Source organism: Cohnella hashimotonis, from assembly GCF_030014955.1.
In the GTDB taxonomy this organism is placed as follows: Bacteria; Bacillota; Bacilli; order Paenibacillales; family Paenibacillaceae; genus Cohnella; species Cohnella hashimotonis.
Genome location: NZ_JAGRPV010000001.1, coordinates 3,839,908 through 3,857,288, shown reverse-complemented (window position 1 = coordinate 3,857,288; position 17,381 = coordinate 3,839,908). Strand labels below are relative to the sequence as shown.

The 17,381-nt window shown below is 50.9% G+C and carries 11 protein-coding genes; all 11 read left to right on the top strand.

Features of this window, described 5'->3' with window-relative positions:
• Window positions 1-262 precede the first annotated feature (262 nt).
• The 11 genes from KB449_RS15550 to cydC all read left to right on the top strand — a co-directional run bounded on the left by KB449_RS15550 (window position 263) and on the right by cydC (window position 17,302).
• Window positions 263-1,873 carry a sensor histidine kinase gene (locus tag KB449_RS15550; RefSeq protein ID WP_282909256.1) on the top strand — a complete coding sequence of 537 codons (1,611 nt, stop codon included), beginning with the start codon at window positions 263-265 and terminating at the stop codon, window positions 1,871-1,873.
• Window positions 1,870-3,417: a response regulator transcription factor gene (locus KB449_RS15545; protein WP_282909255.1), complete on the top strand. Its 1,548-nt coding sequence runs from the start codon at window positions 1,870-1,872 to the stop codon at window positions 3,415-3,417. Before KB449_RS15550 ends, KB449_RS15545 begins: the two co-directional genes overlap by 4 nt.
• 132 nt (window positions 3,418-3,549) lie before the next feature.
• Entirely contained in the window at window positions 3,550-4,917 is a 1,368-nt protein-coding gene (locus KB449_RS15540; RefSeq protein ID WP_282909254.1) for an ABC transporter substrate-binding protein, read from the top strand.
• 68 nt (window positions 4,918-4,985) lie between these two features.
• Window positions 4,986-5,867, top strand: coding sequence for a carbohydrate ABC transporter permease (locus KB449_RS15535; RefSeq protein ID WP_282909253.1), 882 nt, complete (start codon window positions 4,986-4,988; stop codon window positions 5,865-5,867).
• 62 nt (window positions 5,868-5,929) lie between these two features.
• Window positions 5,930-6,709: a carbohydrate ABC transporter permease gene (locus KB449_RS15530; RefSeq protein WP_282909252.1), complete on the top strand. Its 780-nt coding sequence runs from the start codon at window positions 5,930-5,932 to the stop codon at window positions 6,707-6,709.
• Window positions 6,693-9,428 carry a family 78 glycoside hydrolase catalytic domain gene (locus KB449_RS15525; protein WP_282909251.1) on the top strand — a complete coding sequence of 912 codons (2,736 nt, stop codon included), beginning with the start codon at window positions 6,693-6,695 and terminating at the stop codon, window positions 9,426-9,428. Before KB449_RS15530 ends, KB449_RS15525 begins: the two co-directional genes overlap by 17 nt.
• Window positions 9,425-11,149 (top strand): right-handed parallel beta-helix repeat-containing protein, encoded by a 1,725-nt coding sequence (locus KB449_RS15520; RefSeq protein ID WP_282909250.1) that lies wholly within the window; start codon window positions 9,425-9,427, stop codon window positions 11,147-11,149. Before KB449_RS15525 ends, KB449_RS15520 begins: the two co-directional genes overlap by 4 nt.
• A 242-nt stretch (window positions 11,150-11,391) precedes the next feature.
• Window positions 11,392-12,756 carry a cytochrome ubiquinol oxidase subunit I gene (locus tag KB449_RS15515; protein ID WP_282909249.1) on the top strand — a complete coding sequence of 455 codons (1,365 nt, stop codon included), beginning with the start codon at window positions 11,392-11,394 and terminating at the stop codon, window positions 12,754-12,756.
• Window positions 12,756-13,769, top strand: coding sequence for a cytochrome d ubiquinol oxidase subunit II (locus KB449_RS15510; RefSeq protein WP_282909248.1), 1,014 nt, complete (start codon window positions 12,756-12,758; stop codon window positions 13,767-13,769). Before KB449_RS15515 ends, KB449_RS15510 begins: the two co-directional genes overlap by 1 nt.
• A 75-nt stretch (window positions 13,770-13,844) precedes the next feature.
• Window positions 13,845-15,578, top strand: a complete 1,734-nt coding sequence (cydD, locus tag KB449_RS15505) for a thiol reductant ABC exporter subunit CydD (RefSeq protein ID WP_286672421.1) — start codon at window positions 13,845-13,847, stop codon at window positions 15,576-15,578.
• A complete protein-coding gene (cydC, locus tag KB449_RS15500) occupies window positions 15,575-17,302 on the top strand; it encodes a thiol reductant ABC exporter subunit CydC (protein WP_282909246.1) in 1,728 nt (575 codons plus the stop codon). The genes cydD and cydC overlap by 4 nt, the downstream gene beginning before the upstream one ends.
• The last annotated feature ends 79 nt before the right edge of the window (window positions 17,303-17,381 follow it).

Sequence of the window (17,381 nt, the reverse complement as noted above, 5' to 3'; positions counted from 1 at the left end):
ATGGAGCTCCTTCCGTACTTCCGGAAAGGAGCTCTTATCTTTGTCAAATACAGAATGGATAAAGCAAAACAACGCATTGACGGTTGCCGCCGCCTTCTGGGAGGATAAAGAGGATACATGCATTCGAATACGGTCGATGACAAGGAGAGGTTCACCAGTGAGAGTCGTTCGGTTCATTCGATCGAAATTGCACTACAAAATGATGTTAATCTATTCTCTCTTAACGCTGGTACCGTTAATCATTGTAAGCGCAACCTTCTACGTGACATCGAAAAGAATTATTGAAAATAATGTCGACCAGTCTTTCAAGCAAACCATGGCCGAGACCTCGGATAAAATCGACGGCGTTTTTAAAGCATTCGCAAGGGAGGCTGCCGGCATCGGAGACAATCGGTTCGTCAACGTTCTCCTTCGCAACGCTTCGGCGCCGGACAAGTATCCGCTGGCGCCATCCGAACGAGCGGCGTTGGAGGAAAGGGTGCAAGAAATGCTGCAAATCGAGCTGGACGACATGGGCAAGAACATTGGCGATCTCGCCGACTCTATTCATCTCTTCGACGTTCATGGTAAACAATATTATGCTGGTGCCGGCCCCGACATTCAATATTACGATGCGATCGTCATCATGCCGTTCGAGAAGCAAGGCGTTCCGGAGTGGGCGTTTTTCGTCGATCATCGTCGGCTGATCTGCAATTTGCAACTTGTCGATCCGGAAATGGGAACGGTTCTCGGAAATTTGGTCGTCCTGCTGGATCCGATCAAAGTGAATTCTTTATACGACTCCTACGACACGGGTTCTTTTTTCATTACGAGCGCAAGCAATGTCGTGTTATCCTCCGACCTTCAACGCTCAATCGGCGAGCTCCTTCCCTCGCCGGCGACGGGAGACACCATAACAACGGAAAGAGAATCGAAATGGACGGGCTTTAAATATGTAAGCCGCATTCCCGTTTCCGAAGCGAGCGCCGGAATCCGAAGGCTGGCCGTCTTCTCGGTCGCGGTCGCGCTTGCGTCCTGGATCGCGGTCATCGTCATTACCTATTACGTACTGCGAAAAATCACCAGCCCCTTGGCTACATTAAGCAAACTCATGCGCAAAGCGCAGAAAGAAAACTACCAGTTAATCGAAAACTTCGGGTCCCACGATGAGATCGCGCAGCTCTGTCATAGCTTTAATCGGATGATTCTGGAAACGAAGGAATTGATCCAGAAGGTCTATAAAGCAGAGCTTGAGCAGAAGGAGGCCCAATTGGCTGCGATCCGGACTTATTTCAACCCCCATTTTTTGCACAACACTCTGGAATACGTGAGCATTCTGGCCAAATCTAAAGAAAATATCGAACGGATCCCTTACGTCGTGAAAAGCTTGTCCAGCATTATTCGTTTTTCGATTTCGCCGGGGGAAGCTTTCGTTTCTCTGGACGTAGAGATGAAATTCGCGAAAACCTATATGCAAATCCATCAATATCGTTTCGAGGACCGATTCGAATACAGTATCGACTTGCCCGAACACTTGAAACGGCTCGAGGTTCCGAAGCTTATTCTTCAACCGATCATCGAAAATGCGTTCATTCACGGAATCGATCATATTCGCGGGGTAGGCCGAATCGATATCAGAGCTTATGAGAGCCAGTTTAATCTTGCGATCGAGATCGAGGACAACGGCGGTTCAGCACAAACGCATCCCCGCGTTTCCAAAGGGATGGGATCCGGCTTGAAAGGAATCGAATCCCGGATTAAGCTGCATTTCGGCGATCGTTATGGCATTGAGAAGCGGCAAGGCGAACGAGGGATGATCGTAACGCTGCTTTTGCCGATCCTATTGAACGAGTCAACGGATTTTTCATCGGAAAAGGGGATCCAAGCACCATGAAGCTATTTATCGTAGATGATGAAAAAGCCGTCAGAGATTATATCGTCTCTCTCCCGGCCTGGAATCGTCTTGGCTGCAAGATCGTCGGACAAGCGGCCGACGGTTGGGAAGCCTACGAAACGTTAAGCAGAACGAACGCTGACGCGCCGGATGTGTTAATAACCGACATTCGAATGCCTTACATGGATGGCATCGAGTTGACTAGACAAGTCCTCGAAGACTTCCCCGATATGAAAGTGATCTTTCTGACCGCGCATGGCGAATTCGAATATGCCAAACAGGCCGTCAAGCTAGGGGCTGTAGATTTTATCACGAAACCGTTCCACGAAGACGAACTCGTAGAACGTGTGAAGTGGATCAGAGATCATCGGTTGAATCGTCGGAGACCGGAATGGGTTCAACAGGAAGAATGGATCCGGACGCTGTTGACCCCCATGACGCCGGACCGGGAAAAGATCGGTCTGCTCGGAGAGCTCGAAACGATGAATCAATCGGCCGTTTTCCTCTCCGTCGAAATTGACAATGCGGGTATTCTGGCCGATACGGGAAAATCGTTTTCAAACCTTGCCATACGCGAATTCATCGCCGACGTCATGACATTGCACCCGCATCCTTACTGGTCGTCCCTGTCGCAAAGCGGCGTTTATTTGGTTTTGTTCATGCCCCCGGCCGTTCCGAAGGAACAATCGGCGCACGAAGCGATGGAGGTTGCCCGGCACATTCTGGATGCGATCCAAGGGTCGTTCGGTTACAGCGTTTCGATCGGCATCAGCGATCTTTTGCCCTCCGCGGCAGAGCTTCCGAAAGGGCTTGAACAAGCCAAAAGCTGCTTGGATTACCGGATGCTGATTGGACGGAATTCGATCGTTGCTTACTCCGCCTTGCTCTCGATGCGGGAACAGAAGCGGGAGCAATCGGAGATGAACCGTTCCGAACTGACCGATCTGCTGCGCAAAGGAGAGGAAGCGCCAATCTCCGATTATTTAAAAAACCTGAATAGAACGTTCATGTTGGAAGGAATAAGCAAGACGCGCATTCAGGAGGCCTGTATGGAAATGGTGGAGACGGCGGGCCAAGCCCTGCATTCCTTCGGCATTCAACCAAGCCCGGAGGAGACGATCGCCGTTCGCAAAAGCGTTCTGTCCTTTACGATTCTTTCGGATTTGATGATATATATGGAACAATTTCTGAAGAAAACCGCAACGCTCGTAAGTTCTGCCAGACAAAGCGCTTCTGCTCATTACATCGATGCCGCCATGAAGTTCATTGAAAGCCGCTATATGGAGGACATCACGCTGCAAATGCTGGCGGACGAGCTTTTCGTTAATTATTCGTATTTAAGCAGGCTCATCAAGAAAGAAACGGGCCGTAATTTTAGGGATTTATTATGGGAGCATCGGATCGGCATCGCCAAGGAGAAGCTTTCAACGACCAACTTGAAGCACTATGAAGTGGCCTATGCGGTGGGGTTTAAGGACGCCGCCCATTTCAGCCAGCTGTTTAAGAAAATGACCGGGAAAACGCCCGGTGAATATAAGGCTTAAAGACAAATACAGAACAGTTCAAGACAAATAGACACATGTCGATCCTCGGATCGATTGTATAAGCTTATGAATAGGGAGGCGCCGTCGTCGGGCGACGCCGAACCGAACTCGACAATCAGGAGGTCAAATCTAGTGAAAAGAAAAAGAATGCTTCTCGCATCGCTGACCCTCGTGCTGGCCACGCTGATCTCGGCATGCGGAGCAAACAAAGCAAACGATGCCCAAACTTCGACAGCACCGGACTCGGCCGCTTCCGAAGCAAGCGCAAGCTCATCCGGCTCGGCCGGCGGAACCGACGATTCCTTTACGATCCGGATCGGAGCCTGGTTCATCGACGATCGGCCTTTCATGCAACAATTCAAGGCAAACGTCGAGAAGGCTTACAAAGAAAAATATCCGAAAGCCTCCATTCAATGGGATATTACGCTTGGGGATACGTATGCGGATAAGCTGAAGGCAGAGCTGGCCTCGGATACGGCGCCGGACGTTTTTTTCCATCAGGGTAAAACCGCTGCGTTCGGAGAAGTCGGATATTTGGCGGATTTGTCAGGCGAGACGTGGGCGTCTAAGCTGAATCCGGGAGCGAAAAGCGCGTATTCGTACAAAGATACGGTATACGCGCTGCCTATGGGCATCGCATCGAGCGGGATCTGGTACAACAAGAAAATATTTGCCGACCTCGGGATCGAAGTACCGAAATCCTGGGCGGAGATGGAAAGCGCATTCGCGAAAATCAAAGCGGCGGGCATTACGCCGGTTGCCGCCGGATTTAAGGACGCTTGGACCGCAAGCATGACCTTTAACCTGTGGATGCAGCCCTATGGCAACGAGAGCAGCCCGACTTTCGGCAAAGATCTTTACGAAGGCAAGAAGAGACTGGACGGGCCGGAAGTTCAAGCGGTCATGACGCATCTGCAAGAAATGGTCGAGAAGGGCTACCTGAACAAGACGGCGCTTAGCATCGATTGGCCGCAATCCGCGGAGCTGTTCACCTCAGGGAAGGCGGCCATGATCGTTCAAGGCCCATGGATGCCTGGCACCGCGCAGGAGAATTTCCAAACGAAAGGCCATACCGCATTCGATCTCGGCTACTTCCCGTTCCGAACGGACAAGGGGTACGCCAAGCTGTCATTAGGCATTGACCAATCTCTTTCGGTGAACGCCAAAACCAAGCACCTGCAGCCAGCGAAAGACTTGGTCGGCGTCATCGCGAGCCCGGAAGTGTATGGACCGTTTAACGTAGGCAGCGGAACGGTACCGGCCATTCAAGGCATGCAGCTCGACTATCCGAACGCCGCGTTAAACGATTTATTGAAGGTTGTCGACGAGACGGAATCCGGCATGGGATATGAAATTTATGTGCCTGCTTCCGCGATGACGTCGCTCGTGGAAACGTTCACGAAAGTAGCCTCGGGCATCAAGTTCGATCCGAAGGATTTGACGGAAGCCCAGAAAAAGCTGGAGAAAGACAAAGGAACGGTCATTCTTCCTGCAGAGTAATCAAAAACTATTCCAATTCGACCGGCCGGCGCTTAGCGCGGCCGGTCGAATAGTAAACGGGTGAGATCATGTTAAAAGCCAGTACCCGGGAGTGGTGGACCGGTTTTTGGTTCATCCTTCCGGCAACCGCGTTGTTCGTAGCGTTCGTCTATTATCCTTTTGCATCAAGCGTGTATTATTCGTTTACGGAATGGGATTCCATCCGTCCCGCCAAGTTTATAGGTTGGGACAACTACGCCTTTTTGCTCGAAGATTCCAAAATGCTTCAGGCGGCCAAGAACACGATCTTGATCACCCTCTTCGGAATCGTCGTTCAGAACCCCTTGTCCTTACTGCTGGCGATCTTGCTAAACCGTTCTTTCCGTACGAAAGTTTTGCTCAGAGTCGCCTTTTATTTGCCCGTCGTCGTAAGCCTTGTGGTTACCTCTATCGTATGGGGTCAAATTTTGCAATATGACGGCTTGCTTAATCACTTGCTGGAACGAATCGGTCTGCTTGCCTGGGAACGCGATTGGCTGGGAGACACGCGATCCGTATTCCCGACCATCATCGCCCTGACGCAATGGCAAGGGCTTGGGTATTGCGCGGTGATCTACTTGGCCGGTCTGCAAGCCATTCCCCAGGACTTGTATGAAGCTGCGAAAATGGACGGCGCCAAGGCGGTCAACCGGTTTGTGCACGTTACGCTTCCGATGCTCATGCCCGCGACAACGGTCGTCGTGTTCTTGACCATCGTCGGTGGCCTGAAAATGTTCGATATTCCCTATATCATGACGGGAGGCGGCCCCGGCTCGGCTTCCTACACCCTTACGCTTGCCATCTATAATGCCGCATTCCGGGAAAATACGTACGGCTATGCGATCGCGGGCGGGATCGTTCTGATGATCTTCATTATGGCCGTTACGCTTCTTCAATTGAGGGTCATGCGGCGCAAAGAGGTGGAGATGTGATGGGCAAGCGCTCCGCCAAGCGGAATGACCGTACGAGCCTAATGTTGGAGATTGTATTGTTATTGATCGCATTGCTGTTTTTGTATCCGATATTTTATCTCATACTGACCAGTTTTAAATCTCCCGATCAACTGTATCAGCCGTTGGCTATGCCAGATTCATTCTATTGGGGCCATTACAAGAAAGCCATCGAAAAGGTGAACGTTTTGCGCGGTTTTTTCAATACGTTCGCTATTAGTGCCGGAGCGATCGGGCTGATGGTTTTTGTCTCTTCCATGGCGGGGTATGTCATTGCGCGCATTCCGCGCAAGTTCTTTCAGTTTCTCTTTTATTTCTTCATCTCAGGCATGGTAATTCCGCTGCAAACGGGCATGATTCCGATCTTCAAAATGGGAGTTGCCTTGCATCTGATCGATACGCGCACCTTCATGATCTTGTTGTACGCGGCGGGCGCGCTCCCTATGGCGACGTTCATGTACGCCGGATTTACGAAATCCGTCCCTAGGGAAATCGAAGAATCGGCTGCCATCGACGGGTATGGAAAGTTTCGCGCGTTCTGGATGATTATTTTTCCGCTCCTGCTTCCGGCGACGGGGACGCTCATCATGTTGAATATCTATGGAATCTGGAACGATCTTTTCGGTCCGCTGCTTTATTTGAAGAATCCCGCGAAAATGACGCTGATGGCACAAGTCGTCCAATTCAAAGCGAATACCCAATCGATCGATTACGGCCCGATATTCGCGCTGTGCGTCATGGCGACTTTGCCGCTGATCGTTCTGTTTTTCTTCACGCAAAAATATATGATGAAAGGACTCGTCGCCGGTGCGGTTAAAGGCTGATCCCTTCCTAATCGAGAATACTCAAAGGTCCGGAACGATCGATTTCGGCATTACGGATCTACGCATCGAATACAGGAGAAATCCGATCGGCATCGGCGTGCGCGTTCCCCGGTGCAGTTGGAAACTTATCGGAACAGGAAGGGGAATCCGTCAAGGCGGTTACCGGATTCAAGTCTCCGAGAACGATCCGTATTTCAGCAATCCGATCTGGGATTCCGGCGAGGTGAACTCGGATCGGTCCGTGCACATCGCGTATGGGGGAAGTCCGCTTGCGTCTCGTCAAGTCTACCACTTACGAGTGCGTGCTTGGGACGCTAAAGGCCGGGAAAGCGACTGGCAGACCGCCTTCTTCGAGACGGGGATATTGGAATACAGAGAGTGGACCGCACAATGGATCACGCTCGATCCAGGGAAGCATGATCGTGCCGGGGAAGCTTTGCCCCTTTTCCGCAAAACTTTCGAAACGAAATCTCCCTTACGCTCCGCCCGAATTTATGCGACTGCTCTCGGACTGTACGAACTGGAGCTTAACGGCAATCGTTTAAACGATCAACTGTTCGCGCCGGGGTGGACAAGTTACCACAAACGGCTTCAAACGCAAACCTACGATGTGACGGCGTATATCCGTATGGGCGATAATGCGATCGGAATAACCGTTGCGGACGGTTGGTACAAAGGCAGAATCGGGGGCCATCCCCGAGATTTTTACGGCAATCGCCGAGCAGCGCTGCTTGAACTTCATCTCGCCTACGAAGACGGCAGTATGCAAACCGTCGTAACGGACGGTTCCTGGCGGGCGGAGACCGGTCCGATCGTCATGGCTTCCCTGTATGACGGAGAAAGCTATGACGCCAGGCTCGAGAAGGACGGCTGGAGTATGCCGGCGTACGACGATCGATATTGGCTGCCCGTCGAAACGATGAAACGCGGCAACCATATGCTGCTTCCGCAAGAAAACGTACCGACGGCAGTCGTAAAAGAGCTTCAACCCGAGCGGGTCTTGCGATCGCCGAGCGGAGAGACGATCTTGGATTTCGGCCAGAATCTGACCGGATGGGTTTCTTACTCGGTGACGGGGGAAGCGGGTAGGCTTATTGAACTGACTCATGCCGAAGTATTGGATTCGAACGGCAACCTATACGTCGATAATTTACGTTCAGCCAAGCAGATGACCCGTTATATATGCAAAGGGACGGGGAACGAACGATATGAGCCGAGGTTTTCGTTCCAGGGTTTTCGCTATGCGAAGGTGAGCGGATATCCGGGTGACGTGATGCCCGATTATTTTACTGCGCACGTCATTAGCTCCGACCTGGAAGAGACGGGCACATTCGAATGCTCGGATCCGCTGGTCAATCAATTGCAAAGCAACATCGTCTGGGGACAGCGCGGGAACTTTCTGGACGTACCGACGGATTGCCCGCAGCGCGACGAAAGATTGGGATACACGGGCGACGCGCAGGTTTTCGTCCGGACGGCGGCCCATAACATGAACGTAGCCGTTTTCTTTACCAAATGGTTAAGAGATTTGAAGGCGGATCAATTGCCGAGTGGCGGCGTACCCAACACGATTCCGGACACTTTGCCGGGTTGGGAGATGCATTCGGCGGCAGGATGGGGGGATGCGGCGGTCATCTGCCCATGGACGATGTATGCGTGCTACGGGGATCTGCGGTTGTTGGAAGAACAATACGACAGCATGAAAGCATGGGTTGAGTTCTTGAGAAATTCGGGGGAACAGGCGTATCTTCGAAACGACGGTTTTCAGTTCGGGGATTGGCTGGCACTCGATGCTCCCGCGGGGAGCTATACGGGCGCGACGCCGAAAGACTTTATCGCAACCGCGTTTTACGCACATTCTACGAATTTGCTCGCCAAATCCGCGCGGGCGTTAGGCAAAAGAGAGGAAGCGGCAAAGTACGAGGAGCTGTTCGTGAACATTCGAGACTGCTTCAATAGAGAGTTCGTTACGCGCACGGGAAGACTATCGTCCCCGACGCAAACAGCTCACGTATTAGCGCTTCAATTCGGATTAGTCGAAGGTCCGGTTCGCAAGAAAGTGGAGGAAAGCTTCATTCGGCTCATCGAGGAATCGGCGTATAAGCTGACTAGCGGATTTCTTGGGACCCCTTATATTTGCCCTACGCTGTCTGACATCGGCAGAAATGATTTGGCCTATCGGTTGGCGTTATCCCGCAGCTATCCGTCTTGGCTGTATTCCGTCGAACAAGGGGCTACGACCATCTGGGAGCATTGGGATGGCAGAAAAGCGGACGGTTCGTTCTGGAGCGCGGATATGAATTCCTTCAATCATTATGCATTCGGCGCGATCGGAGAGTGGTTTTATCGCTACGTGGCGGGTATAGACACCGTTGAAGTCAAACCAGGGTTTAAGTACATTCGGATCAAGCCGCTTCCGAACGAAGGGCTTAATTACGCCAAAGCGACATACCAATCCATGTACGGCGAGATCGTGTCCGGTTGGAGGCTGCAGAACGGGGAGATGAACGTTGAAGTGAAGATTCCGCCGAATACGACGGCTACGCTGGAATTGCCGAACGCGTTGCAGGATCGGGTGACGGAGCACGGCGTACGACTAGGCGAAGCGGAAGGCGTTCGGATCGTTGCACTCCACGACAACCGCGTTACGCTGGAATTAGAGTCGGGTACCTACCGGTTTCAATATGAATGGCGCACCTCCTCGGAGGTGAAAAATTGATCATCCGAATGGAGCAGTTTGGCGCGAAGTCGGAACAAGGGTTTGACAACACGTTGGCCGTCAGGTCCGCTCTGGATTCCTGCAAGGAACTTGAAGGCGCAGTACTCGTATTTCCGTGTGGAAACTACCATTTTTGGCCCGATAAGGCGGTAGAAAAACAACTGTTTATCTCGAATCACGATCAAGAAGGATTGCGGCGAATCGCTTTCCACTTGGCGGATCGGAGCGGGTTCACGGTCGACGGACAAGGATCGGAGTTTATTTTTCATGGTCCGATGATTCCATTCGTCATTGAAAACTGCTCCCAAGTGCTTGTTCGAAATCTTGTCATCGATTGGGAGGAGCCGATGTTTGCGCAGGGCACGGTTTCTCGCGCAGACCATGAATCGTTCGATATTCAAATGCCGGAGGGAACCGACTATAAAGTCGAAGATCATGCGGTATGGTTTACATTCGGCGGGAAACCCGAAAAAGTATGGGGACTGAACGAATTCGACAAGCAGACGAACGCGCCTGCCTATCAAAGCGGCGATCAATTAAGCTGGGGGAACTACAGTAAAGTCCGCATCGAACAATCGCGACCGGGCGTAATTACTTTTCAAGGGGATAACATGAAGCTCCCGCGGATCGGTAATCTCATCGTCATGCGGTTCGGCAGAAGAGAAAATCCGGCTTTTTTCATCAGCGGCGGGGAAAACGTCAGCGTGGCATCCGTGAACGTGCACCATGCACCGGGCATGGGACTCCTTGCGCAATGGTGCACGAATATCCACTTGCACCAATTCAATGTGATGCGGAGACCCGGTTCGGACCGTATCGTAACCGCCACCGCGGATGCCACACACTTCGTGTATTGTCGCGGCAAGGTGACGCTTGACCATTGTCTATTTGAAAACCAATTGGACGATCCATGCAACGTGCACGGCATTTATGCCAGAATTACCGAAAGGCTCGGCGATGATAGGCTGTTGGTTGAACTCGCGCACGACATGGCGAAAGGAATCAAAATCGCCAATCCCGGTGATCGGCTTGAATTCGTGCGACGCGACTCGCTATTGACTTATGCGAACTTAACGTTAAAAGACTTGAATGTGCTAAATAAGGATTATGTGGAGCTAGAATTTGAACAGCAGCTGCCGGAAGACATGGAAATGGATGACGGTGTCGGAAATACGTTATGGCAACCCGATTTAACCGTCACGAATACGACGGTTAGGGCGAACCGCGCCCGCGGTTTTTTGATCACCACTTCGGGCAATGTACGGCTGGAGCATAACAAGATCAGCGCCCCGGGGTCGGGCATTAAAATATCCGGAGACGCCAATTACTGGTTCGAGTCCGGAGCCGTGAGGCAGGTCATCATTCACCATAACGAATTCACGGATTGTAATTATTGCTGTCCGGAGTGGGGAAAGGCCGTTATCGACATCGATCCCGAGATTGAGTGGCCGAAGGCGTACGAGGAATGCTACCATCGCCATATTTCGATTGAGAAAAATCGCTTCGTAACGTTCGATACCGGTATCCTATACGGTCATTCTGTCGATGGAATCCGCTTTGTCGACAACGTCATTGAAAAAAGCGATTCATATCCGCCGCATCATGTCATGGCATATCCCATTCAGCTTAAGGCGTGCAAAAACGTCACGATAGCGGGCAATCAATGGCCGAATGGAACGCAAACCGTCGCATGGGTCAATGATGAAGAGAGGAAGGTTTGAAGGTAGGAGATAGGTCTCCAAAGCACTATCGTCGATCCAAAGAAACGAATAAAGCTATCATGATAAGCAGGCTCGATCAATAGCCCGATCGAGCTTTTTTTGCATTTTTCATCGAGTTGTCGGAAAGAATTGTTCCATTCTTGAACGATTAAGGGAGAAGATGTGACCGCGCTTGAACTGCAAAAGGACAGAGATATAATCAACTCGAATTGCAAATCGCTTTGGAGGGGAGGCAGTAAGGAATGGAAGTTGATACGGTTCTATGGAGCAAGCTGGTGACAGGAATGACACTAGGGTTCCATGCGATATTCGCGACGATTGGCGTCGGTATCCCTCTCATGATCGCGATTGCCGAGCTCATCGGCATCCGCAAGCAAGATTCTCACTACACGCTGATGGCTAAGAGGTGGGCGCGGGGGTTCGTTGTATCGGTCGCGGTCGGTGTCGTAACGGGTACGGCGATCTCACTGCAATTGGCACTGGTGTGGCCGAATTTTATGAAGTTGGCGGGGAACGTTATTGCGCTTCCGTTATTCATGGAGGTGTTTGCGTTCTTTTTTGAAGCTATCTTTCTAGGCATTTATCTGTATACGTGGGAACGGTTCAGGAACCCCTATATCCATTGGCTGCTCACGATCCCCATTGTCGCAGGGGCAGGCATGTCCGCTGTTTTTATCACGACTGTGAACGGTTTTATGAATCAACCCGGGGGATTTACGATACAAGGCGGACAATTTACAGCCGTTAACCCGGTGCAAGCGATGCTGAATACGGCGACGTTCTCCAAAGTGTTCCATGTATTAAGCTCGGCTTACTTAACAGGAGCGGCTTTGCTGGCAGGGATTGCGGCATTTACGATGCTTAGAAAGGGCGTTACAGGATATCACAAAAAAGCACTGAAGCTTATGATGACTGTTGTCCTGTTGTTCGGCGCACTAAACACGGTTGCCGGAGATGTGTCCGCCAAGTTCTTGGCCGAACATCAACCGGAAAAGCTGGCTGCTGCGGAATGGCATTTTGAGACCGAGCGCGGCGCGGATTTGATTCTATTGGGATGGCTTAATGCCGAGCATAAAATAATAGGCGCACTTCATCTGCCAAAGATTCTCAGCTTCCTGGCTTTTGGAAATTTTAACGCGAAAGTAACAGGTCTGAATGAATTTCCTCCGGATGAACAACCTCCGCTCCTTGTACATTACTTTTTTGACTTGATGGCCGGCATCGGGTTTGCGTTATTGGGCATATCCGTTCTGTATTTCCTATTTACATTGTGGAAAAAACGCAATGAGCACAACAAATGGATGCTCCGCATGCTTGCTTTAAGTGCGCCGCTCGCATTTTTGGGAGTCGAGCTGGGCTGGTTTTACGCGGAGTTGGGGCGGCAGCCGTGGATTTTACGAGGATATATGCGTGTAGAAGAAGCGGCGACGACATCGCCAAGCGTGAGAGTTCTTTTTTTCCTTCTCCTTCTTCTCTACATCGTATTAGGCGTGTTTAGCGTTCTTGCGCTTCGGCGCTTATTCAACAATAATCCGGCAGAAACCGAGATGGAGAAGTGGGCGCAGCATGCGGGCGACCAGGGGACAGGGAAGGGAGCGCATGCCTGATGAGTTACGATTTGATTGGAATTTCGGTACTTTGGCTGTTTTTGTACGGGTATCTTATTATTGCCTCCATTGACTTTGGAGCCGGTTTCTTTGCCTTTTATGCCCGCCTGACCAAGCAGGACCCTCTCATTAATCGTCTGATTTCTCGTTATTTGTCACCCGTATGGGAGATCACGAATGTATTTTTCGTTTTTTTCTACATCGGCATGATCGGATTTTTTCCGGATACAGCCTATTACTACGGCTCGGCGCTGCTCGTTCCGGGAGGGATTGCGATCGTGCTGCTTGCTATTCGCGGTTCGTTCTATGCGTTTGAAAACTATGGTTCCAAAAATAATATCGTCTATCTGTTTTTGTACGGCGCATCGGGATTGCTGATCCCGGCTTCGTTGTCCGTGGCGCTGGCCCTGTCTGAGGGCGGCTTTATCTTAAAGCAGGATCAGACGGTTTCTCTGGATTACTGGGCTTTATTTACCAATCCGTTGTCGTGGAGCATCGTTGGATTGGCGATTGTGTCTGTCTTGTTTATTAGCGCCTGCTTTCTGGCGTTTTACGCTTCACGGGCAGAAGATCAAGCTGCGCTAAAGCTTATGCGGACTTATGCGATGTTCTGGAGCACACCGACGATTATTATCGCCCTGACGGCCTTTATCTATTTGGGGCAACACAATGAGCGACATTATCAAAATATGATGGATTTATGGTGGCTGCTTGCGCTTTCTGTTGCCTTTTTCATGATTGCGATGTGGCTGTTATACCGCGGTCGCCGCTATGGGTTAGCCTTTGTTTGCATCATGCTGCAATTTTTCTGTGCTTTTTTCGCTTACGGGATCGGGCAGTATCCCTATATTCTTGATCCCTACATTACGATTCAGAGCGGCGTCACCTCATCCTCGATGGGCTTCGCGCTGGTTGTCGTATTTATCGGAGGCATGTGTCTATTGATTCCTTCCCTTATTTTGGTTTTCAAGCTGTTCCTGTTCGATGCAGATTACGTGAAAGGGAAAAAATAGGCTGATTGCTCGCAGGCTATTACTATAAAGGAGTTGAGCCTGGTGGAGGGGAAAAAAAGCTTGATCGCTATACAGATGACGGCCCAACGCAAACGTCTCATTTACCTGGCATTCATCTCGCTCGCACTAGGCGCCGCTATTGTAAGTCAGGCTGCATTGCTGGCTGAAGCCGTCCAGCGGATTTTTGTGGAGAAAGCCTCTTTTTCATCGGTTGCCCTACTGCTCGGCATCTTACTGGCCGTGATGGCGATACGTACACTGTTGTCATATGGGAACGGGATGGTTGGTTTGCAAATGGCAGCAACCGCTAAAAAAAATATGCGAGCAGCCGTGTTTCAGCATTTTACGAATGCTTCCATGTCTTCCTCTCTTCGAGGGCAAACGGGGGGGAAGGTCAGTATTGCGCTGGATGCTGTGGATGAGGCGGATCATTATTTCAGTCAATACATGCCGCGTATGGTGGAAACGGTCATGATCCCCATTCTGATCTTAGTCGTTACGTTTGCTCAACATGCCAATTCAGGGATCATCATGCTGGTTACGGCCCCGTTTATCCCGATCTTTATGATTTTGGTGGGGCTGAAAACGAAAAATAAATCAGAAGAAAAGTATGCGCAGTTGGCCGAGTTTGCCGGTACATTTCTGGATTCCCTTCAAGGGCTCGTTACGTTAAAAATATTCGGACGGGCCCGCCGTCAGCAGCAAGAAATCGAACGCAGCAGCTTAAGATACCGCGACGCCACGATGGATATTTTGAAGATTGCGTTTACGAATACACTCTTGTTGGAATCGATTGTGATGCTGGGCATCGGGATTGTTGCTCTCGAACTGGCCATTCAGCTGCTAGTCTTCAAATCGATGTCGTTTCATACGGCCTTTTTTGTTTTGTTGCTCGTGCCCGAATTTTACGGCTTGCTGAAAAGCTCAGGCACGGCTTTTCACAATGGTCGAACCAGTATGGGGGCCATTCGCAAGGTTGAAACCATGCTCGCGGACACGAACGATAGAAACGATTCGAAGGATCAGCCGATCGGGCTCCGGACATTCCCGAAGAAGCTGTTTCCAATGCCGCCCGCCATTGAACTGGACAATGTCCGGTTTCAGTATGCAGCCGACTCATTTGAGCTGAATACAGGTTCGATCACAATCGGACCGGGAAATCATATTGCCCTTGTTGGTCATAGCGGATCCGGCAAAACGACTTTGCTCCATCTTATAGCGGGATTACTAAAACCGGTGTCGGGGACCATTTTGGTGAATGGAAACCCGCTTACTCAACAGAATGAGACGAAATGGTTGGAACATATAAGCTACATTACGCAGCATCCTTACATTTTTGCAGGTACCTTCGCCGATAATATCGCGATCGGTGCCGGGCGGAATGTCTCCAGGGCTGAAATCGAGGCGGCGGCTGCGGACGCGGGTCTTTCGAAGGTCGTATCCCAACTGGAGCAGGGATTTGATACCCCCGTCGGTGAAGGCGGTAGAGGACTTTCCGGCGGGGAAAAGCAACGACTTGCCGTAGCGCGGGCTTTTTTGAAGCGACCCTCCATTATTTTGTTCGATGAGCCGACCGTCGGACTCGATCTTCTCACCGAAGATATCCTGCAACGTTCGATTGCAACCTTGGCAACATCGGCGACGATGATTACGGTGGCTCACCGATTGTATACCATTCGACATGCCGACAACATTTTGTTTATGGACCGTGGCGTCCTAGCGGGCTCGGGGCATCACGACGAGCTTATGCACCGCCTGCCTGCGTATGCAGAGATGGTCGATGTCCAACGCAAAGGGGTGCCGGGATGAGCGAGTTGGCTATTTTGTCCCAAGCTATGATTCGGGAGCGCAAGGATATTATTCTTTCGATTTTAGGCGGATTTGTCGCCGGTATTGCTGGTGTGGTCCTCTTTTCCGCAAGCGGATATCTCATTTCGCAAACGGTGTTTGCGCCTCCGCTGTATACGCTGATTGTACTTACTTCGCTGGTCAAGCTGCTTGGTTTGATTCGAGCGATGAGTCGTTATGGCGAGCGCTTATATTCGCACAGAGCGACATTCTCTATGCTTAGCCGTGTGCGAACATCCTTTTTTGCCAAGCTTATTCCTTTAACGCCGGGCATTTTAAGTAATAAACGAAGCGGGGATCTGCTTGCGCGAATCGTTGGGGATGTAGAGAGTTTGCAGCACTATTTTTTACGCGTCGCCTATCCGCCGATCATTGTTGCCATGGTGTTCTTGACGACAATGCTGGCTGCCGCCTCCTTTTCTTTCTGGATGGCTTGCTTGTTGCTGCTCGGTCTGCTGGGGACCGTATTGGTCGTGCCGGGAATCGTATTGCTGGGATATCGGAATATGAATGGGCATATCCGCAAGCAGCGGGCGTTGTTGTCTACGGAAGTAACAGAGGTGTTATACGGTTTTCGCGAACTTAAGGTTTATGGCCAGCTTGCGCAGAGGGAGCGGCAACTTCAACAAGCTTCTGCCGCATTGGCTGCCAAGCAGCAGCGAGCGGCGGGACAACTGCTGCGCGGACAATCGATGCATGCCTTTGTCGCCTATCTGATTTCCTGGGGGGTGCTGGCACTTGGCGCTTATCTGATATCGGATGGAACGCTGGCAGGCGTATATCTGGCTATGCTTGTCATGGCCTCATTAACTGTATTTGAAGAAGCAGCGGCTATGGCCACGTTGCCGGCATATAAGCAAGACAGCGAACATGCAGCCAAGCGGCTGACGGAAGCAGTATTGACGCCTGCCATGCAGCCGGTGCAGACAAGTCGCACGCTGAATGCCGATGTTGCCGTTTCTATTGAGTTATCCAGCGTTTCCTTTCAGTATGAAGGGGAGTGGAGACCGGCGTTGAACAACTTTTCGTTGCAAATTCCGCCGGGAACCAAAACGGCGATTGTCGGACCTAGCGGTTCAGGAAAGTCCACGCTGCTCGAGTTGTTGCTCAAACTGCGTACGCCGACGGCCGGGGATTTGCGGCTGAGCGGCATATCGGTACAAGAGCTGGAGGCGTCGAGCATTTGGAAAACGGCTCATGTCGTGCTGCAGCAAAGTCATTTTTTCCGGGGAACGATCCGGGATAACTTGCTCTTGGATGGTGAGGACCTTTCTGACGGCGACCTGTTGGATATCCTCGCTAAAGTACAATTGCCGACCACTTCATTAACGGACCCCGTGTACGAAAAGGGAGAAAATTTATCGGATGGTGAAAAACAGCGCTTGGCCCTGGCGCGAGCCATGCTTCGCAAGGGAAAGCTATGGCTGCTGGATGAGCCGACATCTTCGCTGGACTATGTGACAGAGCAACATGTTTTGTCACACCTATACGAACAGGCTTCCGAAGATACACTACTGCTAATCTGTCATCGGCTTAATGGCTTGGAAGGAATGGACCAGATTGTAGTCATGGAGCAAGGAAGCGTGATCGAATCGGGATCGTATTCAGCGTTGATGGAGCAAAAAGGCTATTTTTATAAAATGAAGCAAGTTGAGTTACAATTAATCGGCGAAACGGGGGATTAAAAAGAGCTATCATATGTCGTTGACACCGAATGGTCATATTATTTGAGGAAAATAACCACTTCGGGCCATTCGACTGAAA

Excerpts from the sequence above, each read along its gene's own strand:
- KB449_RS15515 (WP_282909249.1), top strand. The coding sequence starts at position 11,392 with ATGGAAGTTGATACGGTTCTATGGAGCAAGCTGGTGACAGGAATGACA.
- KB449_RS15510 (WP_282909248.1), top strand. The coding sequence starts at position 12,756 with ATGAGTTACGATTTGATTGGAATTTCGGTACTTTGGCTGTTTTTGTAC.
- KB449_RS15535 (WP_282909253.1), top strand. The coding sequence starts at position 4,986 with ATGTTAAAAGCCAGTACCCGGGAGTGGTGGACCGGTTTTTGGTTCATC.
- KB449_RS15545 (WP_282909255.1), top strand. The coding sequence starts at position 1,870 with ATGAAGCTATTTATCGTAGATGATGAAAAAGCCGTCAGAGATTATATC.
- cydD (WP_286672421.1), top strand. The coding sequence starts at position 13,845 with ATGACGGCCCAACGCAAACGTCTCATTTACCTGGCATTCATCTCGCTC.
- cydC (WP_282909246.1), top strand. The coding sequence starts at position 15,575 with ATGAGCGAGTTGGCTATTTTGTCCCAAGCTATGATTCGGGAGCGCAAG.